The sequence below is a fragment of the Snodgrassella sp. ESL0304 genome (genome assembly GCF_013344995.1).
In the GTDB taxonomy this organism is placed as follows: Bacteria; Pseudomonadota; Gammaproteobacteria; order Burkholderiales; family Neisseriaceae; genus Snodgrassella; species Snodgrassella alvi.
In genome coordinates this window covers 24,924-41,026 of sequence record NZ_JAAEDR010000010.1, presented here as the reverse complement: position 1 = coordinate 41,026, position 16,103 = coordinate 24,924, and the positions used below count along the sequence as shown (strand labels likewise).

Genomic DNA, 16,103 nt, shown 5'->3' with positions numbered 1-16,103 from the left:
ATTAATCTTCCCCTTTCAAACCATTTTGCATGGCATTTCGCACTGCCTGTAACCAGCTTTCAGGCGTCTGAAACTGAGTTTCCCGTGTCTGCATACACACAGCAACCTGCATACTTGATGCCTTGGTAAGCTTTTTGCCGCTGATAATGTCACTAATGACATAATCAAACTTCAAACAGCTTTCATATTCTTTTAATACAACTTCAACGCGGATTTTCTGTCCGAAAACAGCCGGTCGTACATACTTGAGATTCAGTTGCACAATCGGCCAGCCATAACCGTTGGTTTTCATGACGTTGTAATCATAACCTATAGCACTTAAAAAAGCACAGCGTGCTACTTCCAGATATTTGACATAATGTCCGTGCCAGACAATATCCATTGAGTCGACATCAAAGAAAGGTACTTCAATAATCACACTGTGCCGTAACTGCTTATATTGCTCTGTCATTCTGATTCCAAAAATCAAAAAAATTAAACCATTGTCTTGGTGCTTTACAGCAATAAGTACCTAACAATTGAGCATATTGCTGAACATATTGTTTAATACAATGCTCCCTTTTTTGCCGTTTCCAGTTCACATTTGCTGCAAAACGCTGAATATGTAAATGATACTTACCCTGCTGTTTAAAACAGAACAAGGTATTGACTGGTACTTTTAATAATCCGGCTAATAACCATGGTCCCTGCGGCCAGTTTGCTGTCTGCCCGAGAAATGGGATGGCTACAATTTTCTCTCCTCTTACCGGTACACGGTCAGCAGCAATAGCCAGCCACTCACCACGCTGCACTCTTTCATTCAGCTCCATCATTACCTTTGTATCCAGAGATGTCACCTGAATTAAACGAATCCGTGAAGCACCGGCGTCTTTTAAAGCCTGATTAAATTTCACTGCATGGCTGCTATGAATCAGCACATTCAGTATAAGACTCTTATGTTTTTTGACTAATGCACGGCAGATTTCTGTATTTCCTAAATGTGAACAGACAAATATCTGACCCGTAGTACCTGCAACAGGATGATCAATATACTGAGTAAGATTATCCGGATCATGAATAATCAGATCTTCATATCTGATGCGCCCCTGCCAGACCGCGAAGCGGTCGACTATAGCCTGAGCAAAAGCATAAAATTGCCGGAATACAGATCCTTTTACGGACAGAATCCGGGACAGCTCTGTATGGTTTTCTGCTAATAAATGCTGATAACAGGCAACATTTCGGCGTGCCGATGACGCGGTCAGATAAAAATATGCCACTACTATACAAACTATCGGTGACAAAAGCAGTACAGGACAATATTTAACCAGATAACGGGTCAGAAGCAAGGCAAAGCTACTTCCCCGTTCCTGCTGATTAGCCCAGTGTCGGATTGAATTAGCCATGGAGCTTCCTTTTCCGGCGCTGCCTCAAAATCTCCGGTAAATTCAATAACATATTGACAAATAAACGTGCATGCATTCTGGAAATCAGAACATTATCCTTCCAGACCCGAAAATGGGAAATACCATCGGAAGCATAAGTAATCGGCGTATCAATCCAGATAAAGACACAGCCCCGCCGATGCAGATGCACCAGAAGCTCAGCATCAAAATCCATGTAATTACCGATTTTTTTTTCTCTGATCACATCAAAGGTAGGAACCAGCGGATAAATACGGAATCCGCACATTCCATCCTGAATATCCATTGATAACGTATTTACTGCCAACCAGAAATTAGTAATTTTACGTCCATAAAGACGTGCTTTTGGTGTATCGTCATTGTAAACTGGTCGCCCGCAAATAACTGCATGAGGCTGTGCTTCAGCGGCAGTTATCAGTTTTTGCGTATCTTCCAGACAATGCTGTGCATCAGCATCCACCTGTAAAATATGTGTATAGCCATGTACGGCAGCATACTTTATGCCATCCTTAACCGCTGCACCTTTGCCACCGTTACAGGCACGATAAATTATTTCAATACCGGGTTGTAATAATTCACGTAATTGCGTACGAATTGTTTCATCAGAACCGTCATCTACAATCAGACAATCTATCCCATAGCCCAGCATCGACTGAGCTACCTTACCTACTGTATGCAAATGGTTATAATGCGGAATCAATGCCAGCACTTTCATGATGCATCACTTTCACTATCAGGTATCACCAACCGGCCGGAAGTAATTTTTTTATCCTGCATTGTGCATTGAAAGGAAATTTTTCTGCGGACACAATCACGCTTAAATACCAGTTCAACAACATCAGCCGGCCGGAGAAAATGTTGAAATTTCAGATTTTCCATCTGTAACGGTGCCTGAACCAGCCACGAACATTGTTGTAGCAGTTCTATGATCCATTTAATCTGAATAACACCCGGTACCAGATGAAATACATCGAAATGACCTTTGAAATACTCCAGATCCAGAGGGACCTGAATACGTAACCAGTATTCATCTGCAGAAATCATTTTTTGATCCAGAACAACAGGGTTGATAACTGGCTGTAAAATGGCCTGTTGTACATCCTCCGGATTCAGTTTACTTTGTGTATTGCGCGGTAACACTGTTGTAAACCGCCAATGGCGCGGCAAGGCAATTTTTTCCTGACTTTTAGCCAGATAGTTTTTTAACTGATGAATAATAACTTTGCGTCCCTGTTTGCACCATTCCTGAATGCCGGTATTGGTCAAAGCCACCCATGCAGCGAGATGAGTACCCTCAGGATGCTTTAGAATATGAATATCAGCAACCCATTCATGCTGCATAAGCTGATTTTCCAGTTGCATAAGGGAAATACGTTTATCTGCCAGTTTGATAATCCGGTCTATCCTACCTAACAAATCAAAACCATTTTCATGTTCCACCACTGCATCAGCCAGTAATTGCTCGGTAGTACAGCGCTGCGACTGAACAGCCAAACCATTCTGACTAACGCTATAACTAATATCAGGAAAAAACTGCCAGTATGGCTGTTTGATTCGACTGGCTACTGCGCCAGTTTCAGTACTACCATAAATTTCAATTACTTCAGAGCAGATATGTTCATGCAAAAAATCTTTATTGGTTTGTGCCAATATTCCGCCGGCAGAAATAACAGCACTCACATGCCCTTTAGCCAGAGAGATATCATGAGTTTGCCGGAATGTATGCAGTAAAGTCGGGCTGCTGATCCAGATCACTTTTTTAAAAGCCTGACTAGTTACCAGCAATAACTCCGGAAAAATAAGGCGCTGGCGATAAAGCGGCAATCCAAGATACATGCTGAGCATAATAAGAAAGCTCAGCCCATACATATGCTGTACACTGACACTGCCCAGCACAACCGGCCGGTCTTTGATAACTGAATCCGGTAATACCGCTGCCAGAATCTGTGCCTCAAGACACAATACGTTCCAGTCTTTTTTAATCAGTTTGGCTTTACCGGTAGAACCTGATGTTTGCAAAAATACCGCGATATTATTTATTGGCTTTCTGTCAGACTCACTGTAACTCTGTGAAATCCATGCAGATGCCGGTAATGACGGAATATTTAGTTGATTATTAATTTCATCAGACAGATAAATATCTACAGTCTGCTCCAGCCACTGAGCATTTTCATCAGAAAGATTAGCCGGCAGATAAACATCTGTACCGGCCTGCACACATGCCAGTAAAGCGATAGCAAAATGAGCATTATCATCAAAATACAGACCGGCACGTTTGACAGAATGATCAGACAAATACTGGCTTAATGCCGTTATTTGTGCCATGGCCTGCTGCCAGCTCAGGCTGCTCTGACCAGTAGTAAATAAAGCCTGACTTCGGGCCCGCTCTGCCCAGAATTGCTCTGACGTCATCATATTTATATTTTTAATATTAACCGCCGATACAGAAACTCTCCGCCAAACAGTATTCCCATCAGCAGATAAGAAATCAGCCCTGTATATACAGTCCATGCGTGCCAGTATTCACCGGTAATCAAACCAGCGGTAATTATGATATTCACACAAAAAAAACCGCACCATATCTGAGTAATACGTCTGGTATAGCGTACACCTGAAGCAGGCAGATCAGGACGCTGTAAGCGGGCAAGGCGCTCAATTAAAGACTGCCGGCTATACAGACTTGCTCCAAATACCAGCAAAAGCAGCGCACTTACCATTACCGGATACCAGTACATGGCTTTAGCTGAATGCAGCCATGCTAAAACGATAAACAGTAACATTACTGTACATGACAACAGCTTTTGTAATGGCTGACGATTAAGTAATGCCCGTAACAGCCAGATCAGCGCCATCAATACTGCAACCGGAATAACACCGGTGTATTTTTGACCAAAATACCAGATAAACGGATAAAGGATACTGACCAGAACGAGTACAGTATTAATTACCGGATATAATTTAGGCATTCTCGGCCTGTTTGGCCTTGTTCATGACTGCCTGAATCACATCAGCTACCGTACGCACATTGCGAAAATCCTCTGCCTGTAATTTGTGTCCAGTCTGGCGCTTGATATAATCAATCAGATCAATAGCATCAATACTGTCAATTTCTAAATCTGCAAATAAATCGGCTTCCGGCTTGATTCGCTCTGGAGCAATTTCAAACAGATTTTCCAGTGCATTTGCCAGAATGGCATAAATTTCCTGTTCAGTCATACACAGGTTTCCCTTTTAAAATAAAAACAGGTTATCTTTAACGTTTGCTTTGGATGTAATTTGCTAATGTATTAACACTAAAAAAATACTCGCGCAGCTGGCTGCTGTCACTTTCCATTTGCAAACCAAATTTTTTCTGAATGGCCAGACCTAACTCCAGAGCATCTACTGAATCCAGTCCTAGACCATCATCCCCGAATAAGGCCATATCATCACCTATATCATCTGTTGTGATATCTTCCAGCCCTAAACTGTCAATAATTAATTCTTTAATCTGAATAACTAAATCGCTCATTTACTACTTTCTTCTACTGCATTCCTGCTGGAAATATTCCTGCAACTGCTGGTTAAGTTGTCTTGCCGCAATTGGCAAAGGCTTGTGTTGTAACCACTGCTGTGGATCGATATCATCACCAACATAAAAATCATAATGAATTTTCTGTTTTGGTATCTGATACCAGGGTTGGTTTTTTTTCAGTGCCGGCGGATTCATGACAATCACGACCGGAGTAATTACGCTGGCACTGCGTAATCCGATAGACACAGCACCACGATTAAAACAAATTTTATTATCCCATCCGGTACGTGTGCCTTCAGGAAAAATCAGCATACTCTGCCCGCTGCGCAGTATTGCATCCGCATCCTCAATAACCTGTAAGGATTCATCATTCGGTAAAAATCCACAGGCAAGTATCGAGTTTTTCATTACCGGATTATGCAACAAATCCTTCTTAACAATACAGTTGAGCACCGGCACCTTGGCCAGCATAAACACAACATCCAGTAATGAAGGATGATTCACCAGAATCAGTTGCCCGGGGCGACCCAAACGTTCAAAACCATGATAGCGGACAGCAATAACTCCTGTGATACTCAGATAACGGATAAATGCCGCCCAGACAGATGCAACCAGTCGTCGCGCTTTTATCTGGCTATCTGCATTTTTTCTTGCAGCAGGTAAGGTATAAGGCCACAGAATTATTTTAAACAGCAGCCCGAATACACCAAAAATTACAAAACCCATTGCTGTTGCACACCAGCGCCACAGCCAGTTACACCAATCCGTTAACCAATTTGCCACTGCCAGATACCTTGCTCCGCAGATTGATGACGCACCGGTTGCGCTGTAATCTGCTGTGTAATCCATTCCAGTGCACTACTGTAATAATTCAGTTCACCAGATAATAATTCGTTGCCAGTATCTGCTGTTGAATAAGTCAGGCTTACCTGTTCACCTCTGGTAATAATTAACCCCAGTGCCAGCGGAAACGGAGCACGTACAGCAGCTACGTTATATTCCTCAGCCAGAGGTTCTTCTACTACGACTACCAAAACCTGTGATGCCCCCTCTTCCAGCAGACCTACAGCCTCAGTAACTCCGATTTCCAAACCATTGTATCTGGCAGTCAGCGCAATACTTTCGCTCATATCACCCCGCATCAGCGACCATTGTCCGATAATGGCATTATGTACTGATAAGGCAAACGAAGTGGGTGATAACTCTTCTTGCTGTATCAGGCTTTTCCACAATTGAAAACTGCGGTTGATCTCACCATCATGAGAAACAAAAACTACCGGACAGGAAGCATCCTCTTGCAGCAGCGGCCATGACGCAGCAAACATCAAACGAGCAGCAGAGCTTAAGCGGCGTCTTTTCATTGCCGGCAAAAAAGATAAATCCACATCTTTAACCGGTAAACCACCTATATTTCTGCGCTGAGCAACCCATTTTTGCCAGTCTTCCGGCGTATGATGAAAAGGACTAACAGCATGCCAGTCAGATATTGAAAATTTCATATATCTGTTGAAAATCTTATAAACTTGACATTATATGTAAATATATAACAATAAACAATAAGATTTTTTGTTAATTGTTAATGTCATTTGAATCAATTTAATTTCAATATATTTGGTAAATTTTAAAGTATTTGATTATACAATATTAAATGCCATAAATAACTAATAGTTAATGATTAAAAATAATAAGAGTAAATGGTTAAATGTAATTTAAAATTTAAATTAAGTGTTAATTATTATTTGGATTTTAAATTAATTTATTTGCAGATATTAGTATATACCTATCAGCACATAAACGCCGTGCTCCTCTGTTAAAGCGCTTATTTATGGAAATTTCAATGTCATATCCGCAAAGTAATGCACATCTAATCTTACTGATTACTTCGATAATAGTTTGCTAGTTAGTCTTTATTACTTATTGTTACCGTACCATAGACCATGAATATTTTCGTTGTGTCTGCCGAACCGGTATAGCAGCCTTCACCGCCGCTGAGGTAACACGCAAGTGCAGCAAATCCCCATGCATCATCCATAGAAATCTCAAGTTTGCGAGTGGTGAGTGCTTCCAGATTATATTCTGTACCAAAATCTCGTACTTTTTGTGCAGCTACACTGAGCGATTCACTGACTGACGGATGATCCCATCCCCATAACCAGGTATTGTCTTCAGTATTGTATGTACCAACTATTTGTACTGGGGCAGTTACCATCAGTTTTTTTTCATGACTGACAAAAGTAATCGTACCGGTATCAAGGTCTGCACTCCATTCAGCAGTATCAAGACCCCAAGTATCTATTGCTATCTGCGTGCGTAATTGTATCTCGTTATTTGCGCGTGCAATGGTAAGCTCTGGCTCGGAAAGCTCTGTTGTATGCTGATCAGTATTTTTCTCTTTGCTGCCAAAAAGTTTTTTTAAGAAATTACCCATGTTTTATCCCCTGTTTATAATACTGGTTAAGAAACAATTATTTTATATATTTATTGATTGTTATAACTACTTGAATTATATCACGATAATTATTAAATTCTAAATCAGTTTTTTATAGTTAACTAAACAAAGTATATACTTACAATATTATTAAGCATTTATTATCAGATATTTACCACTTTATTAGCATGCATGACCGGATTAAATTTTTCGCCAGAAGCATCAACAATTTATTTTTTAAGTTGATTATTTTCTATAAAACATTGATGCTCTGGCTAAAAAATGAATTCGATTTGTAAGCAATTTAATCCATTGCGGTTTTATTCGAGCCAGATTGCACTGAGCATACGTCCGGTTTTCCCGTCACGACGATAAGAAAAATAACGCTCACGCTGCAATACAGTACATTCCGTTCCACCATATACCTGATGCACGCCGGCATCTGCGAGAGCCAGCCGTGCCAGAGCATAAATATCAGCCAGATAGTGCTCATTACCAATATCTGTAAATGCAGTCTGTGCCTTTGGCTGTTTCAGACAAAACACCTCCCATACCTCAGCGCCGACTTCAAAAGCTTCCGGTCCGATTGCAGGACCAAGATAAGCTAATATTTCCAGAGGGTTAACCTGCATAGCCTCTACAGTATTCTGCAATACTCCGTTTGCCAGCCCGCGCCAGCCGGCATGTGCAGCGGCAACTACTGTTCCGGCACGGTCACACAATAATACCGGCAAACAATCGGCTGTCATAATCGCACAGGCTGCCGATTCGCCGCGGTGACAAAAGCTTGCATCAGCATTGGCCGGTGTACCTGACTGCAATGCAGTTAACGCAGACACAGCATTAATAACATCTGCGCTGTGCACCTGATTCAGATAAGCCAGAGGTTTTGCTACCTGTTGTTGTACTAATGCACGATTATGCTGCACGGCATCTGCGTTATCACCGACATGTGCTCCGACATTCAATGAACTGAACGGTGGCTGGCTCACACCGCCCTGACGTGTTGTAAACAAGGTATGCACACTGGCTGGTGCCGGCCATTGTGCATTAAAAAAGACATTTTTATTCTGATTCAGACCGAGTGCCTGATTCATGTCCCATTGATTCATTCCTCTGTCCTATTCGCGTACATAAATAACATCCACATCATAATCATCGTCGTCCCAGTCATCATCTTCTGCTGCTTCCGCACTCAGCCGCTGCTGCCATTGGTCTTCGGTTTTAATGGAAGAGTCCATGCCAGCCTGTAAACGCAGTACAGACAGTAAATGATAAATATCAGCCGGTAACGGAGCTTCAAATTGCATATTCTCCTGAGTTTGCGGATGAATAAAACTCAGCCGGTAGGCATGCAGTGCCTGACGTGCCAGCATTTTAATAGCGTCTCTGACTTCTGTTGTGGTGTGATGGCGCGGATTACCATAAAGAGCATCTCCGGCAAGCGGATGTCCGGCAGCTTTCATATGTACGCGAATCTGATGAGTACGGCCGGTTTCCAGCTGACATTCGATATAGCTGAAATCGGCATAACGTTCGAGTACTTTTACATGCGTAATGGCCTCTTTGCCGCCAAAAGGGACAACAGCCATACGGGTACGATTATGCGGATCACGTCCGATCAGTGTTTCAATTTTACCGTCAAACGGCACTACCCCGTCAGCAACAGCACGATAGGTACGTTTGACTGTCCGTGCCTGTAACTGACGAACCAGATGAGTTTGTGCGACTATGGTTTTAGCAACAACCATTAATCCGCTGGTATCTTTATCCAAACGGTGCACGATACCGGCTCGTGGTACTTGTGTCAGTGCCGGGCAATACGCGAGCAGACCATTGAGTAATGTGCCCTGCCAGTTTCCTGCTGCAGGATGTACAACCAGCCCGGCCGGTTTATTCAGTACCAGTACACTATCATCTTCATATATAATATCCAGTGACATAGCCTGCGGTATGAAAGCCATCTGGCTTTCATCCTGCTGGATGGCTACCTGTATGGCTTCGCCGCCTATCAGTTTATACTTGGGCGGGACTACGCTGCCATTGACTGTGACATGGCCGTCTTTTATCCACGCAGTCAGCCGGCTGCGGGAAAATTCCGGTGCCAGTTTTGCCAGTGCGGCATCCAGACGCAGGCCGGCCAGTTCATTAGGTACTGTCCAATTTTTATAACTTTGTGTACTATCATCTGCCGTAAATGGCAAATCATCGTTATAATCGTCATCATTCTCTAACAAAGAAGTGTCTTTCATGAAAAATTTGTTTTTGGCGGTGGCCTTAGGCCTGTTACTGAGTGCCTGTGCCAGCACAAGTACGGTAGATAAAGATTCCCAGATTACCCAGGACTGGTCAGTTCAGCGTCTGTACAATGAAGCACATGATGAGCTGATGCACCGTAATTATACTCATGCAGAGAAATTATACGAAATTCTGCAGGCACGTTTTCCTTATGGTTCTTATGCCGAACAGGCTCAGCTGGATACGGCTTATGCTTATTATAAGGATGATGAGAACGATAAGGCACTGGCTGCGATTGAACAGTTCCAGCGTCTTTATCCGCAACATCCGAATATGGATTATGCGCTATATTTGAAAGCGCTGATTCAGCTCAATGAAGACAAATCATTTGTCAGCAAACTGGCAAAACAGGACTGGTCTGACCGCGATCCTAAAGCAAACCGTGAAGCTTATGCTACTTTTGCTCTGCTCGTACAGTATTTTCCACAGAGCAAATATGCTGACGACGCCCGTGCCAAAATGCAGAAACTGCTGGATGCACTGGGTGGTAATGAACTCTCCGTGGCACGCTATTATATGAAGCGCGGTGCGTGGCTTGCTGCGGTAGGACGGGCACAGACTGTCATTTCTCAATTTCAGAACACGCCAAATGTTGAAGAAGCTCTGGCAATCATGGTTTCAGCATATGCAAATCTGGGCGAGCAGAAACTCAGTGATGATACCAAACGTGTACTGGCACAGAATTTCCCGAACAGCCCGTATTTACAGAAACCATGGCAGGATCACAATACCATTCCATGGTGGCGTTACTGGAAGTAATTACGGCTGATATTCCGGTACTCAGTCTCAGATAAGCTACACTTCTTAATCAGACCAATGCGCAGATGTTGGTCTGATTTTTTGTATATGCGCAATTGATTATTCTGCTCTGTATAGTTATTGCACATGGTGCACAGAAGTCATCAGGACTTACAAATACAAGTACAAGTAATCTGTATTCTTTTTTACAGCAAATATTTATTCAATATGCTCGGAATTTCTGCAGGCATCGTTTCTGAAATTGAAAAGTATGTTCTGATTATTGTTACCCTGATTTCAGTTCAGAAAAATTTTATACTTTTGGCAAATATTCGCGTGCTAACCAGCGAATCTGCATCTGTGCATCCGGTAATAATTTTTGTAATTTTGCCACAGCAGCTTCAGTCAGTAACTGTCCGCACATAAATATATCAATGGCAGCATAGTGATGTTCAGGCCATGTATGGATACTGATATGTGATTCAGCCAATAACAATACACCCGTAACACCACCATTGCCGCCGAAAGTATGAAAATGACTGGTAAGAATATGCGCCTGTGCTGCCTGCGCAGCCTGACGCAATAATTCTTCGATGGCAACAGCATCCTGCAACCAGTTACCGTTTGTTTGATAAACATCCAGTAAACAGTGCTGCCCTACACTATGACTAAGCTGTTTTATTTGTGCCATCGCCCGCTGCTACTATAATAATGCCCGCCCGAAGAGTTTGTATCTGTTTCATGCGCGGCATAATCTATCCATGTAAATGCAATTAATAGTATTGCAGCAATATAAATATTGTATTTCCTGGTGTTATTTAATTGACTAGTTTTTAATTTGGGCACAGTCGGCAGTAAACTAAAAGCAAGTATAAACACTAGCACCGCATCAATTCCATAGTCATAATCAGCCGGTCCGCCGACCAAAATTATAAAAATTACCGGTAAATTTAAAACAACAAATAAAGCTATCCAGAAATTAGGGTTATAAATATTAAACAGAGAATTTATAAAGGTTTGCCGGGACCATTTTCTGATATTGTCGGCATTAAAATCTTTTGCTTTAATGCCTTGATGTTCACGCACAATTTCAACAGCTTTATCCCGCTCAAGGGGTTTTGCTTTAATACTGATATTTTTATCATTTTGAAACCATGCAGCCACCAGAGAAGCAGGGATGGTGCTGACCACAGACCATGATTGTTCGTTGTCCGTGAGCGTTGTAGACAGTTTATGCGCCTTGCAACCATAATCGATATAATACATTCTATCGCCCGGAGCAACCTGCCAGTAAAATGCACCGGCAGCATACATTACATGGGCAGCATAATCATATAAAAACGGAATATCTTCTCTTTTTAAATCGAGCGGTTGTAATGGTCCGTTTAAAATAGGCCAATCGTCCAGTGTTGAAGACATTGCCCATTGATTATTTTCCAGCTCCAGCAGCCATAAAAAGCCTTTTCTGGGTGAGTAAAGCAGATATTCAGTCCAACCAAGACTGTCTTCTTCCTCTGTCTCTTCACGCATAACCTGAACATACAAAGGTACATCCGGAAAAGCTATCTGTACTGGTAATTCCACCAGTATCATTGCACCCAGTACCCACCAGTCTTCATTGTTGATACGTGCTTTACTGCCAATTTTAATGGTTAACTGACGCTCATACCATTCACGCTTCTCACTGATGTTTTTCTGTAATGCCGCGTCTTCACTCATATCCATCTGACCGTGGCAATACTGGCATAGTACGTAATCGGTTACCCCGCTTACCCAGAGAATTTCACCGCCGCAACTCGGGCATTTACCTCTTTTAGTACTGCCTTTTACATAACCGGCCTGGCTGCGTATCTGTTCTTTTCTGCGAGTGTTTTGCAGTTTCAGTGATTTCAGGGTCACTCCCCGGCCTGCAAAAACTTCAGGCTGTTGCTGACCGGATGAGTAATCCAGCGTAATAAATGACAAACCATTACGGCAATCAGCTACCAGTGCTGTTTCAGAATTTGGCAGCGATACAGGTAACTCACCTTCAGCCACATACTGACCGCGGCTGGTTTTGTGAATATCAGCTACAGCATACCAACGTGACTGATACTTAAAAAATGTTTTACCGACTTTCAGACTACTGAATTCGGGTAATTTTTCCTCACCGGCAGATGCCGGCTGCAAACGGGTAAAAGCAAAACGGTCATTAGTTTCAGACAGCCATGCACTGCTGCCATCTTCTAACAGTGCATGCCACTCATTCCATAAACCTGCTTCATAATGTACTTGTATACGCCCGATCAGAATAAATGACTTACCCTGCCACTTACCGGTAGTACCGATTTGCAGCGGAGATAAATCATTCAATACTGCAGAATGGCGTCCTGACTGAAGCAGTTTATTCTGATTAACTAATAAAACAGAATGACAATAGCCGCAAACCGCAGTGACTGCGGTGGCTGAACGGATTCCGATTTCAGCCCCGCAGCTGGGACAGCTTGTGTGCAGAAGATAAGAGGATGAACTATTCATACTGCGAATTAACCGGTGATTTTTTTGATAATCTCAGCCTTGGCAGTATCATAATCATTCTGACTAATCAGGTTTTGCTCCAGCAATGTTTTCAGTTGCGCGAGCCGGGCAGTTAAATCTGAAGTTCCGTTTTCAGTACTACCGGCCGGTGCAGTCTGTGCAGCCACCGTTCCGGTCAGACCGGAAGTCATCACAGTGGCTATATTCATACCGGCAGCCAGTCCGGCACCAATTCCGGCAATACCGCCTTCATTCTCCGCTGCCAGCGGAATGGCCTGTGCAGTCTGATACTGGGTATAACGTGCTATATCCCCGACAATACCCATGCCGATACGCTCATCCAGACGCTTTTGCAGATTTTCCGGCAGAGTAATACTTTCCACAGTAAACTTTTCCAGCTCCAGTCCGAGCTCTGCAAAAGCCGGTTTCAGTAATGTGATCATTTGCTGTGACAGCATTAGCTGGTTAGCAGCCATATCCAGAAAAGGAATAGAAGAATTGCCAAAAGCAGTGGCCATCTGAGTAATGACCAGATTACGCAACTGCTCTTCCAGTGTTTCAGTTCGGTATTCTTCACAGACACCGCTTACTTCACGAAAGAAAACTGCCGGCTGGGCAATGCGAAAAGTGTACATGCCAAACGAGCGTACAGCGATGGCGCCAAAATCACTGTCGCGAATGGTAACCGGCTGTGCAGTCCCCCAGCGTCTGGATAATTGCTGACGCAGATTGAAAAAATACACATCCGATTTAAATGGAGACTGAAATAATTTACTCCAGTTTTTCAGATTGGTGAGTAAAGGCAGATTCTGGGTATTAAGGGTAAATGTTCCTGTACCAAACTGATCTGCGATCTGACCTTCATCCACAAAAAGAGCAGACTGTGCCTCACGCACCACCAGAGCGGCACCATTCTGAATTTCCTGATCTTGTAAGGGAAACCGCCACATTAACACATCCGGGTCAGGATTTTCCCACTGGATAACGTCAATAAATTGTTTCTTAATGAAGCCACCCAGACCATTACTGCCAAAAATTGAATTCATTACCATTGTTCGTATCCAGTTTAAATTAGAGTTAATTATTAACTTAATGCTGCAGCATTAAGAATACCGATAGCCACAGACAAACCAAAAAACAGAATTCCGACTGCAATATTATTATTTACCAGTTCCTGATTAGCTTTAGGTATCAGCAATGTAGCAATCAAATACACCAGAATCTGAATAATCATGGCTGCTATGCCCCAGATAATAAAACTGACCAGATTAACTGATTGCAGCATACTGGAAGTCAGAGTGATGCAAAAACCAATCATTGAGCCGCTCAGCGAAACAGCACAGGCAATATTCCCCTGTTTAATTAATTTCAGCTCAGCTACAGGAGTAATACGCATATATAACAAAGCAAATGCGATTAGCATGGATAGCGCCACCGCAAAATATTTTAAATATTGGAGATATTGCAATAAAGGAATTGTCATTATTTATTATCCCGATTATTTCTGATGTTAAACATACCGTATAATAATTATTTTGTATAGTATTGAATTTACTTTAATATGCATAAATTTAACATCTGAATATAACTATTGCCTTATCAGTATCAGTATATACAGTTTAGTCAGACAGGATGCCTCACAGCAGCCTGTGCCTGAAGCAGACAAAATGAATAAAAGGATAAACGGTGAATCCTGCTTTAATTGTATCGGTATTTGTGGTAGCCAGCTGCGGTCTGGCATATGAACTGATTATTGCTGCTCTGGCCAGTTATCTGCTTGGTGATTCGATACTTCAGTTTTCTTCAATTATCGGCGTGTACATGTTTGCGATGGGTATCGGTGCACATATGACACGCTATATCAGGGACAAAGATGCATTAAGCCGTTTTATTGATATCGAAATTCTGGTGGGTATCGTTGGCGGTATTTCTGCGCTGCTGCTGTTTGTTCTGTTTGGCTTCTCTGAGACACCTTTTCGTTCGATACTGTACGGAATGGTACTGACCATCGGTATTGTTACCGGAATGGAACTGCCGCTGGTCATGCGGGTACTCAATTTACGGGAAGTTGAATTTAAAGAAGTCGTTAGCCGGGTGCTGACTTTTGATTATCTGGGTGCCCTGGCTGTTTCCCTGCTCTTTCCTTTGATTCTGGCACCCAAACTCGGTATGGCCAGAAGTGCTCTGCTGTTCGGTATTCTGAATACGGTTGTTGCATTATTAACTGCGCGGTTATTTAAAAAAAACTTACGCCGCTACCGCAGCCTGTATCTGCGCGGTAATGTGGTTCTGCTTATTCTGATTCTTCTTTTCTGCTATGCCAATAAAATTACTGATAAGGCAGAACAGCATTATTTCGGCGATCCGGTCGTATACAGCACAGCCTCTCCTTATCAGCGTCTGGTCATTACAAAATGGCATAATGATACCCGTTTATTTATCAACGGCAATTTACAATTTTCTTCAATGGATGAAGCCCGTTATCACGAAGCACTGGTCTTGCCGGTAATGGAACAGAATCCTCAGACTGCCAGTGTTCTGATACTGGGCGGCGGTGACGGACTGGCTGCTCGTGAAGTACTGAAATACCCTCAGGTTAAGCAGGTTACTCTGGTCGATCTGGATGCCAGCATGACTAAAGTATTCCGTAACTCTACTCATTTGCGCCAGCTTAACCAGAATTCACTGAATAATCCGAAAATGCATATTATCAATGCGGATGCGGCACAGTGGCTGGAACACAATCAGCAGAAATTTGATGCAATCATTATTGATTTTCCCGACCCGTCTAATTTTTCTCTGGGCAAGCTGTATTCAGTTCCGATGTACCGGATGGTTGCACAGCATTTAAATCCGCAGGGCAATATCGTAGTGCAGTCCACTTCACCTTATTTTGCCCCGAATGCGTTCTGGTGTATTGTAAACACGCTGGAAACGGCCGGCTTAAAGACTCTGCCTTACCATGTTTATGTTCCGTCATTCGGTGAATGGGGTTATGTAATGGCAAATCAGAGCGGTGAATTTCTGATTCCTGATCATTATCAGGTACCAACACGCTATCTGGATGCCGATAGTACAAGAGAAATGTTTATTTTTCCGAAAGATATGCAACGCCGCTCTGTTGAACCCAATCATCTGAATACACAAAAGCTGGTAGAGTATTTTGAAGCTGACTGGCGCGCTGTCATGCGCTAAAGGAATAGCA

Annotated in this window: 18 protein-coding genes; 2 read left to right on the top strand and 16 right to left on the bottom strand. The window is 42.7% G+C overall.

Going from position 1 to position 16,103, the window contains the following annotated elements:
- Window position 1: 1 nt before the first annotated feature.
- The 12 genes from GYX91_RS01965 to rluD form a co-directional block, all read right to left on the bottom strand.
- Window positions 2-451, bottom strand: a complete 450-nt coding sequence (locus GYX91_RS01965; RefSeq protein ID WP_084551338.1) for a thioesterase family protein — start codon at window positions 449-451, stop codon at window positions 2-4.
- Window positions 435-1,385: a glycosyl transferase family 2 gene (locus tag GYX91_RS01960; RefSeq protein ID WP_174829811.1), complete on the bottom strand. Its 951-nt coding sequence runs from the start codon at window positions 1,383-1,385 to the stop codon at window positions 435-437. The genes GYX91_RS01965 and GYX91_RS01960 overlap by 17 nt, the downstream gene beginning before the upstream one ends.
- Window positions 1,378-2,118 (bottom strand): glycosyltransferase family 2 protein, encoded by a 741-nt coding sequence (locus tag GYX91_RS01955; protein WP_174829810.1) that lies wholly within the window; start codon window positions 2,116-2,118, stop codon window positions 1,378-1,380. Before GYX91_RS01955 ends, GYX91_RS01960 begins: the two co-directional genes overlap by 8 nt.
- A complete protein-coding gene (locus tag GYX91_RS01950; protein ID WP_174829809.1) occupies window positions 2,115-3,818 on the bottom strand; it encodes an AMP-binding protein in 1,704 nt (567 codons plus the stop codon). The genes GYX91_RS01955 and GYX91_RS01950 overlap by 4 nt, the downstream gene beginning before the upstream one ends.
- A gap of 2 nt (window positions 3,819-3,820) precedes the next feature.
- Window positions 3,821-4,369 (bottom strand): hypothetical protein, encoded by a 549-nt coding sequence (locus GYX91_RS01945; RefSeq protein ID WP_174829808.1) that lies wholly within the window; start codon window positions 4,367-4,369, stop codon window positions 3,821-3,823.
- Window positions 4,362-4,619 (bottom strand): acyl carrier protein, encoded by a 258-nt coding sequence (locus GYX91_RS01940; RefSeq protein ID WP_025330056.1) that lies wholly within the window; start codon window positions 4,617-4,619, stop codon window positions 4,362-4,364. Before GYX91_RS01940 ends, GYX91_RS01945 begins: the two co-directional genes overlap by 8 nt.
- 37 nt (window positions 4,620-4,656) lie before the next feature.
- Window positions 4,657-4,914 carry a phosphopantetheine-binding protein gene (locus GYX91_RS01935; protein WP_037392583.1) on the bottom strand — a complete coding sequence of 86 codons (258 nt, stop codon included), beginning with the start codon at window positions 4,912-4,914 and terminating at the stop codon, window positions 4,657-4,659.
- 3 nt (window positions 4,915-4,917) lie between these two features.
- Window positions 4,918-5,643, bottom strand: coding sequence for a 1-acyl-sn-glycerol-3-phosphate acyltransferase (locus GYX91_RS01930; RefSeq protein ID WP_238791308.1), 726 nt, complete (start codon window positions 5,641-5,643; stop codon window positions 4,918-4,920).
- Window positions 5,644-5,684: 41 nt separating this feature from the next.
- Window positions 5,685-6,416: a beta-ketoacyl synthase chain length factor gene (locus GYX91_RS01925; RefSeq protein ID WP_174829806.1), complete on the bottom strand. Its 732-nt coding sequence runs from the start codon at window positions 6,414-6,416 to the stop codon at window positions 5,685-5,687.
- Between the two features lie 401 nt (window positions 6,417-6,817).
- On the bottom strand, window positions 6,818-7,345 hold the full coding sequence (locus tag GYX91_RS01920) for a DUF6882 domain-containing protein (protein ID WP_174829805.1): 528 nt from the start codon (window positions 7,343-7,345) through the stop codon (window positions 6,818-6,820).
- A gap of 320 nt (window positions 7,346-7,665) precedes the next feature.
- On the bottom strand, window positions 7,666-8,457 hold the full coding sequence (pgeF, locus tag GYX91_RS01915; RefSeq protein WP_174829804.1) for a peptidoglycan editing factor PgeF: 792 nt from the start codon (window positions 8,455-8,457) through the stop codon (window positions 7,666-7,668).
- 9 nt (window positions 8,458-8,466) lie between these two features.
- On the bottom strand, window positions 8,467-9,597 hold the full coding sequence (gene rluD, locus GYX91_RS01910; protein ID WP_174829803.1) for a 23S rRNA pseudouridine(1911/1915/1917) synthase RluD: 1,131 nt from the start codon (window positions 9,595-9,597) through the stop codon (window positions 8,467-8,469).
- Here rluD and GYX91_RS01905 point away from each other — a divergent pair.
- Window positions 9,596-10,402 (top strand): outer membrane protein assembly factor BamD, encoded by an 807-nt coding sequence (locus GYX91_RS01905; protein ID WP_038648650.1) that lies wholly within the window; start codon window positions 9,596-9,598, stop codon window positions 10,400-10,402. The genes rluD and GYX91_RS01905 overlap by 2 nt on opposite strands.
- Window positions 10,403-10,694: 292 nt before the next feature.
- Here GYX91_RS01905 and speD read toward each other — a convergent pair whose 3' ends face one another.
- From speD to GYX91_RS01885, 4 genes are read right to left on the bottom strand one after another with little or no spacing between them, the layout of a single operon-like run.
- A complete protein-coding gene (speD, locus tag GYX91_RS01900) occupies window positions 10,695-11,072 on the bottom strand; it encodes an adenosylmethionine decarboxylase (RefSeq protein WP_025330048.1) in 378 nt (125 codons plus the stop codon).
- The gene (locus GYX91_RS01895; protein ID WP_174829802.1) at window positions 11,060-12,898 is read right to left on the bottom strand and encodes a DUF4178 domain-containing protein; all 1,839 of its coding nucleotides are present in this window, start codon (window positions 12,896-12,898) and stop codon (window positions 11,060-11,062) included. Before GYX91_RS01895 ends, speD begins: the two co-directional genes overlap by 13 nt.
- An 8-nt stretch (window positions 12,899-12,906) precedes the next feature.
- A complete protein-coding gene (locus GYX91_RS01890) occupies window positions 12,907-13,950 on the bottom strand; it encodes an SPFH domain-containing protein (protein WP_370520361.1) in 1,044 nt (347 codons plus the stop codon).
- A gap of 32 nt (window positions 13,951-13,982) precedes the next feature.
- Window positions 13,983-14,381: a DUF350 domain-containing protein gene (locus tag GYX91_RS01885; RefSeq protein ID WP_025330045.1), complete on the bottom strand. Its 399-nt coding sequence runs from the start codon at window positions 14,379-14,381 to the stop codon at window positions 13,983-13,985.
- Between the two features lie 203 nt (window positions 14,382-14,584).
- Between GYX91_RS01885 and GYX91_RS01880 the strand changes: the two genes are divergently transcribed.
- Window positions 14,585-16,093 (top strand): polyamine aminopropyltransferase, encoded by a 1,509-nt coding sequence (locus tag GYX91_RS01880; protein WP_174829801.1) that lies wholly within the window; start codon window positions 14,585-14,587, stop codon window positions 16,091-16,093.
- The last annotated feature ends 10 nt before the right edge of the window (window positions 16,094-16,103 follow it).

Bases quoted from the DNA above. Each gene is read 5' to 3' on its own strand.
- GYX91_RS01965 (WP_084551338.1), bottom strand. From the start codon at position 451: ATGACAGAGCAATATAAGCAGTTACGGCACAGTGTGATTATTGAAGTA.
- GYX91_RS01960 (WP_174829811.1), bottom strand. From the start codon at position 1,385: ATGGCTAATTCAATCCGACACTGGGCTAATCAGCAGGAACGGGGAAGT.
- GYX91_RS01955 (WP_174829810.1), bottom strand. From the start codon at position 2,118: ATGAAAGTGCTGGCATTGATTCCGCATTATAACCATTTGCATACAGTA.
- GYX91_RS01950 (WP_174829809.1), bottom strand. From the start codon at position 3,818: ATGATGACGTCAGAGCAATTCTGGGCAGAGCGGGCCCGAAGTCAGGCT.
- GYX91_RS01945 (WP_174829808.1), bottom strand. From the start codon at position 4,369: ATGCCTAAATTATATCCGGTAATTAATACTGTACTCGTTCTGGTCAGT.
- GYX91_RS01940 (WP_025330056.1), bottom strand. From the start codon at position 4,619: ATGACTGAACAGGAAATTTATGCCATTCTGGCAAATGCACTGGAAAAT.
- GYX91_RS01935 (WP_037392583.1), bottom strand. From the start codon at position 4,914: ATGAGCGATTTAGTTATTCAGATTAAAGAATTAATTATTGACAGTTTA.
- GYX91_RS01930 (WP_238791308.1), bottom strand. From the start codon at position 5,643: ATGGGTTTTGTAATTTTTGGTGTATTCGGGCTGCTGTTTAAAATAATT.
- GYX91_RS01925 (WP_174829806.1), bottom strand. From the start codon at position 6,416: ATGAAATTTTCAATATCTGACTGGCATGCTGTTAGTCCTTTTCATCAT.
- GYX91_RS01920 (WP_174829805.1), bottom strand. From the start codon at position 7,345: ATGGGTAATTTCTTAAAAAAACTTTTTGGCAGCAAAGAGAAAAATACT.
- pgeF (WP_174829804.1), bottom strand. From the start codon at position 8,457: ATGAATCAATGGGACATGAATCAGGCACTCGGTCTGAATCAGAATAAA.
- GYX91_RS01905 (WP_038648650.1), top strand. From the start codon at position 9,596: ATGAAAAATTTGTTTTTGGCGGTGGCCTTAGGCCTGTTACTGAGTGCC.
- rluD (WP_174829803.1), bottom strand. From the start codon at position 9,597: ATGAAAGACACTTCTTTGTTAGAGAATGATGACGATTATAACGATGAT.
- speD (WP_025330048.1), bottom strand. From the start codon at position 11,072: ATGGCACAAATAAAACAGCTTAGTCATAGTGTAGGGCAGCACTGTTTA.
- GYX91_RS01895 (WP_174829802.1), bottom strand. From the start codon at position 12,898: ATGAATAGTTCATCCTCTTATCTTCTGCACACAAGCTGTCCCAGCTGC.
- GYX91_RS01890 (WP_370520361.1), bottom strand. From the start codon at position 13,950: ATGGTAATGAATTCAATTTTTGGCAGTAATGGTCTGGGTGGCTTCATT.
- GYX91_RS01885 (WP_025330045.1), bottom strand. From the start codon at position 14,381: ATGACAATTCCTTTATTGCAATATCTCCAATATTTAAAATATTTTGCG.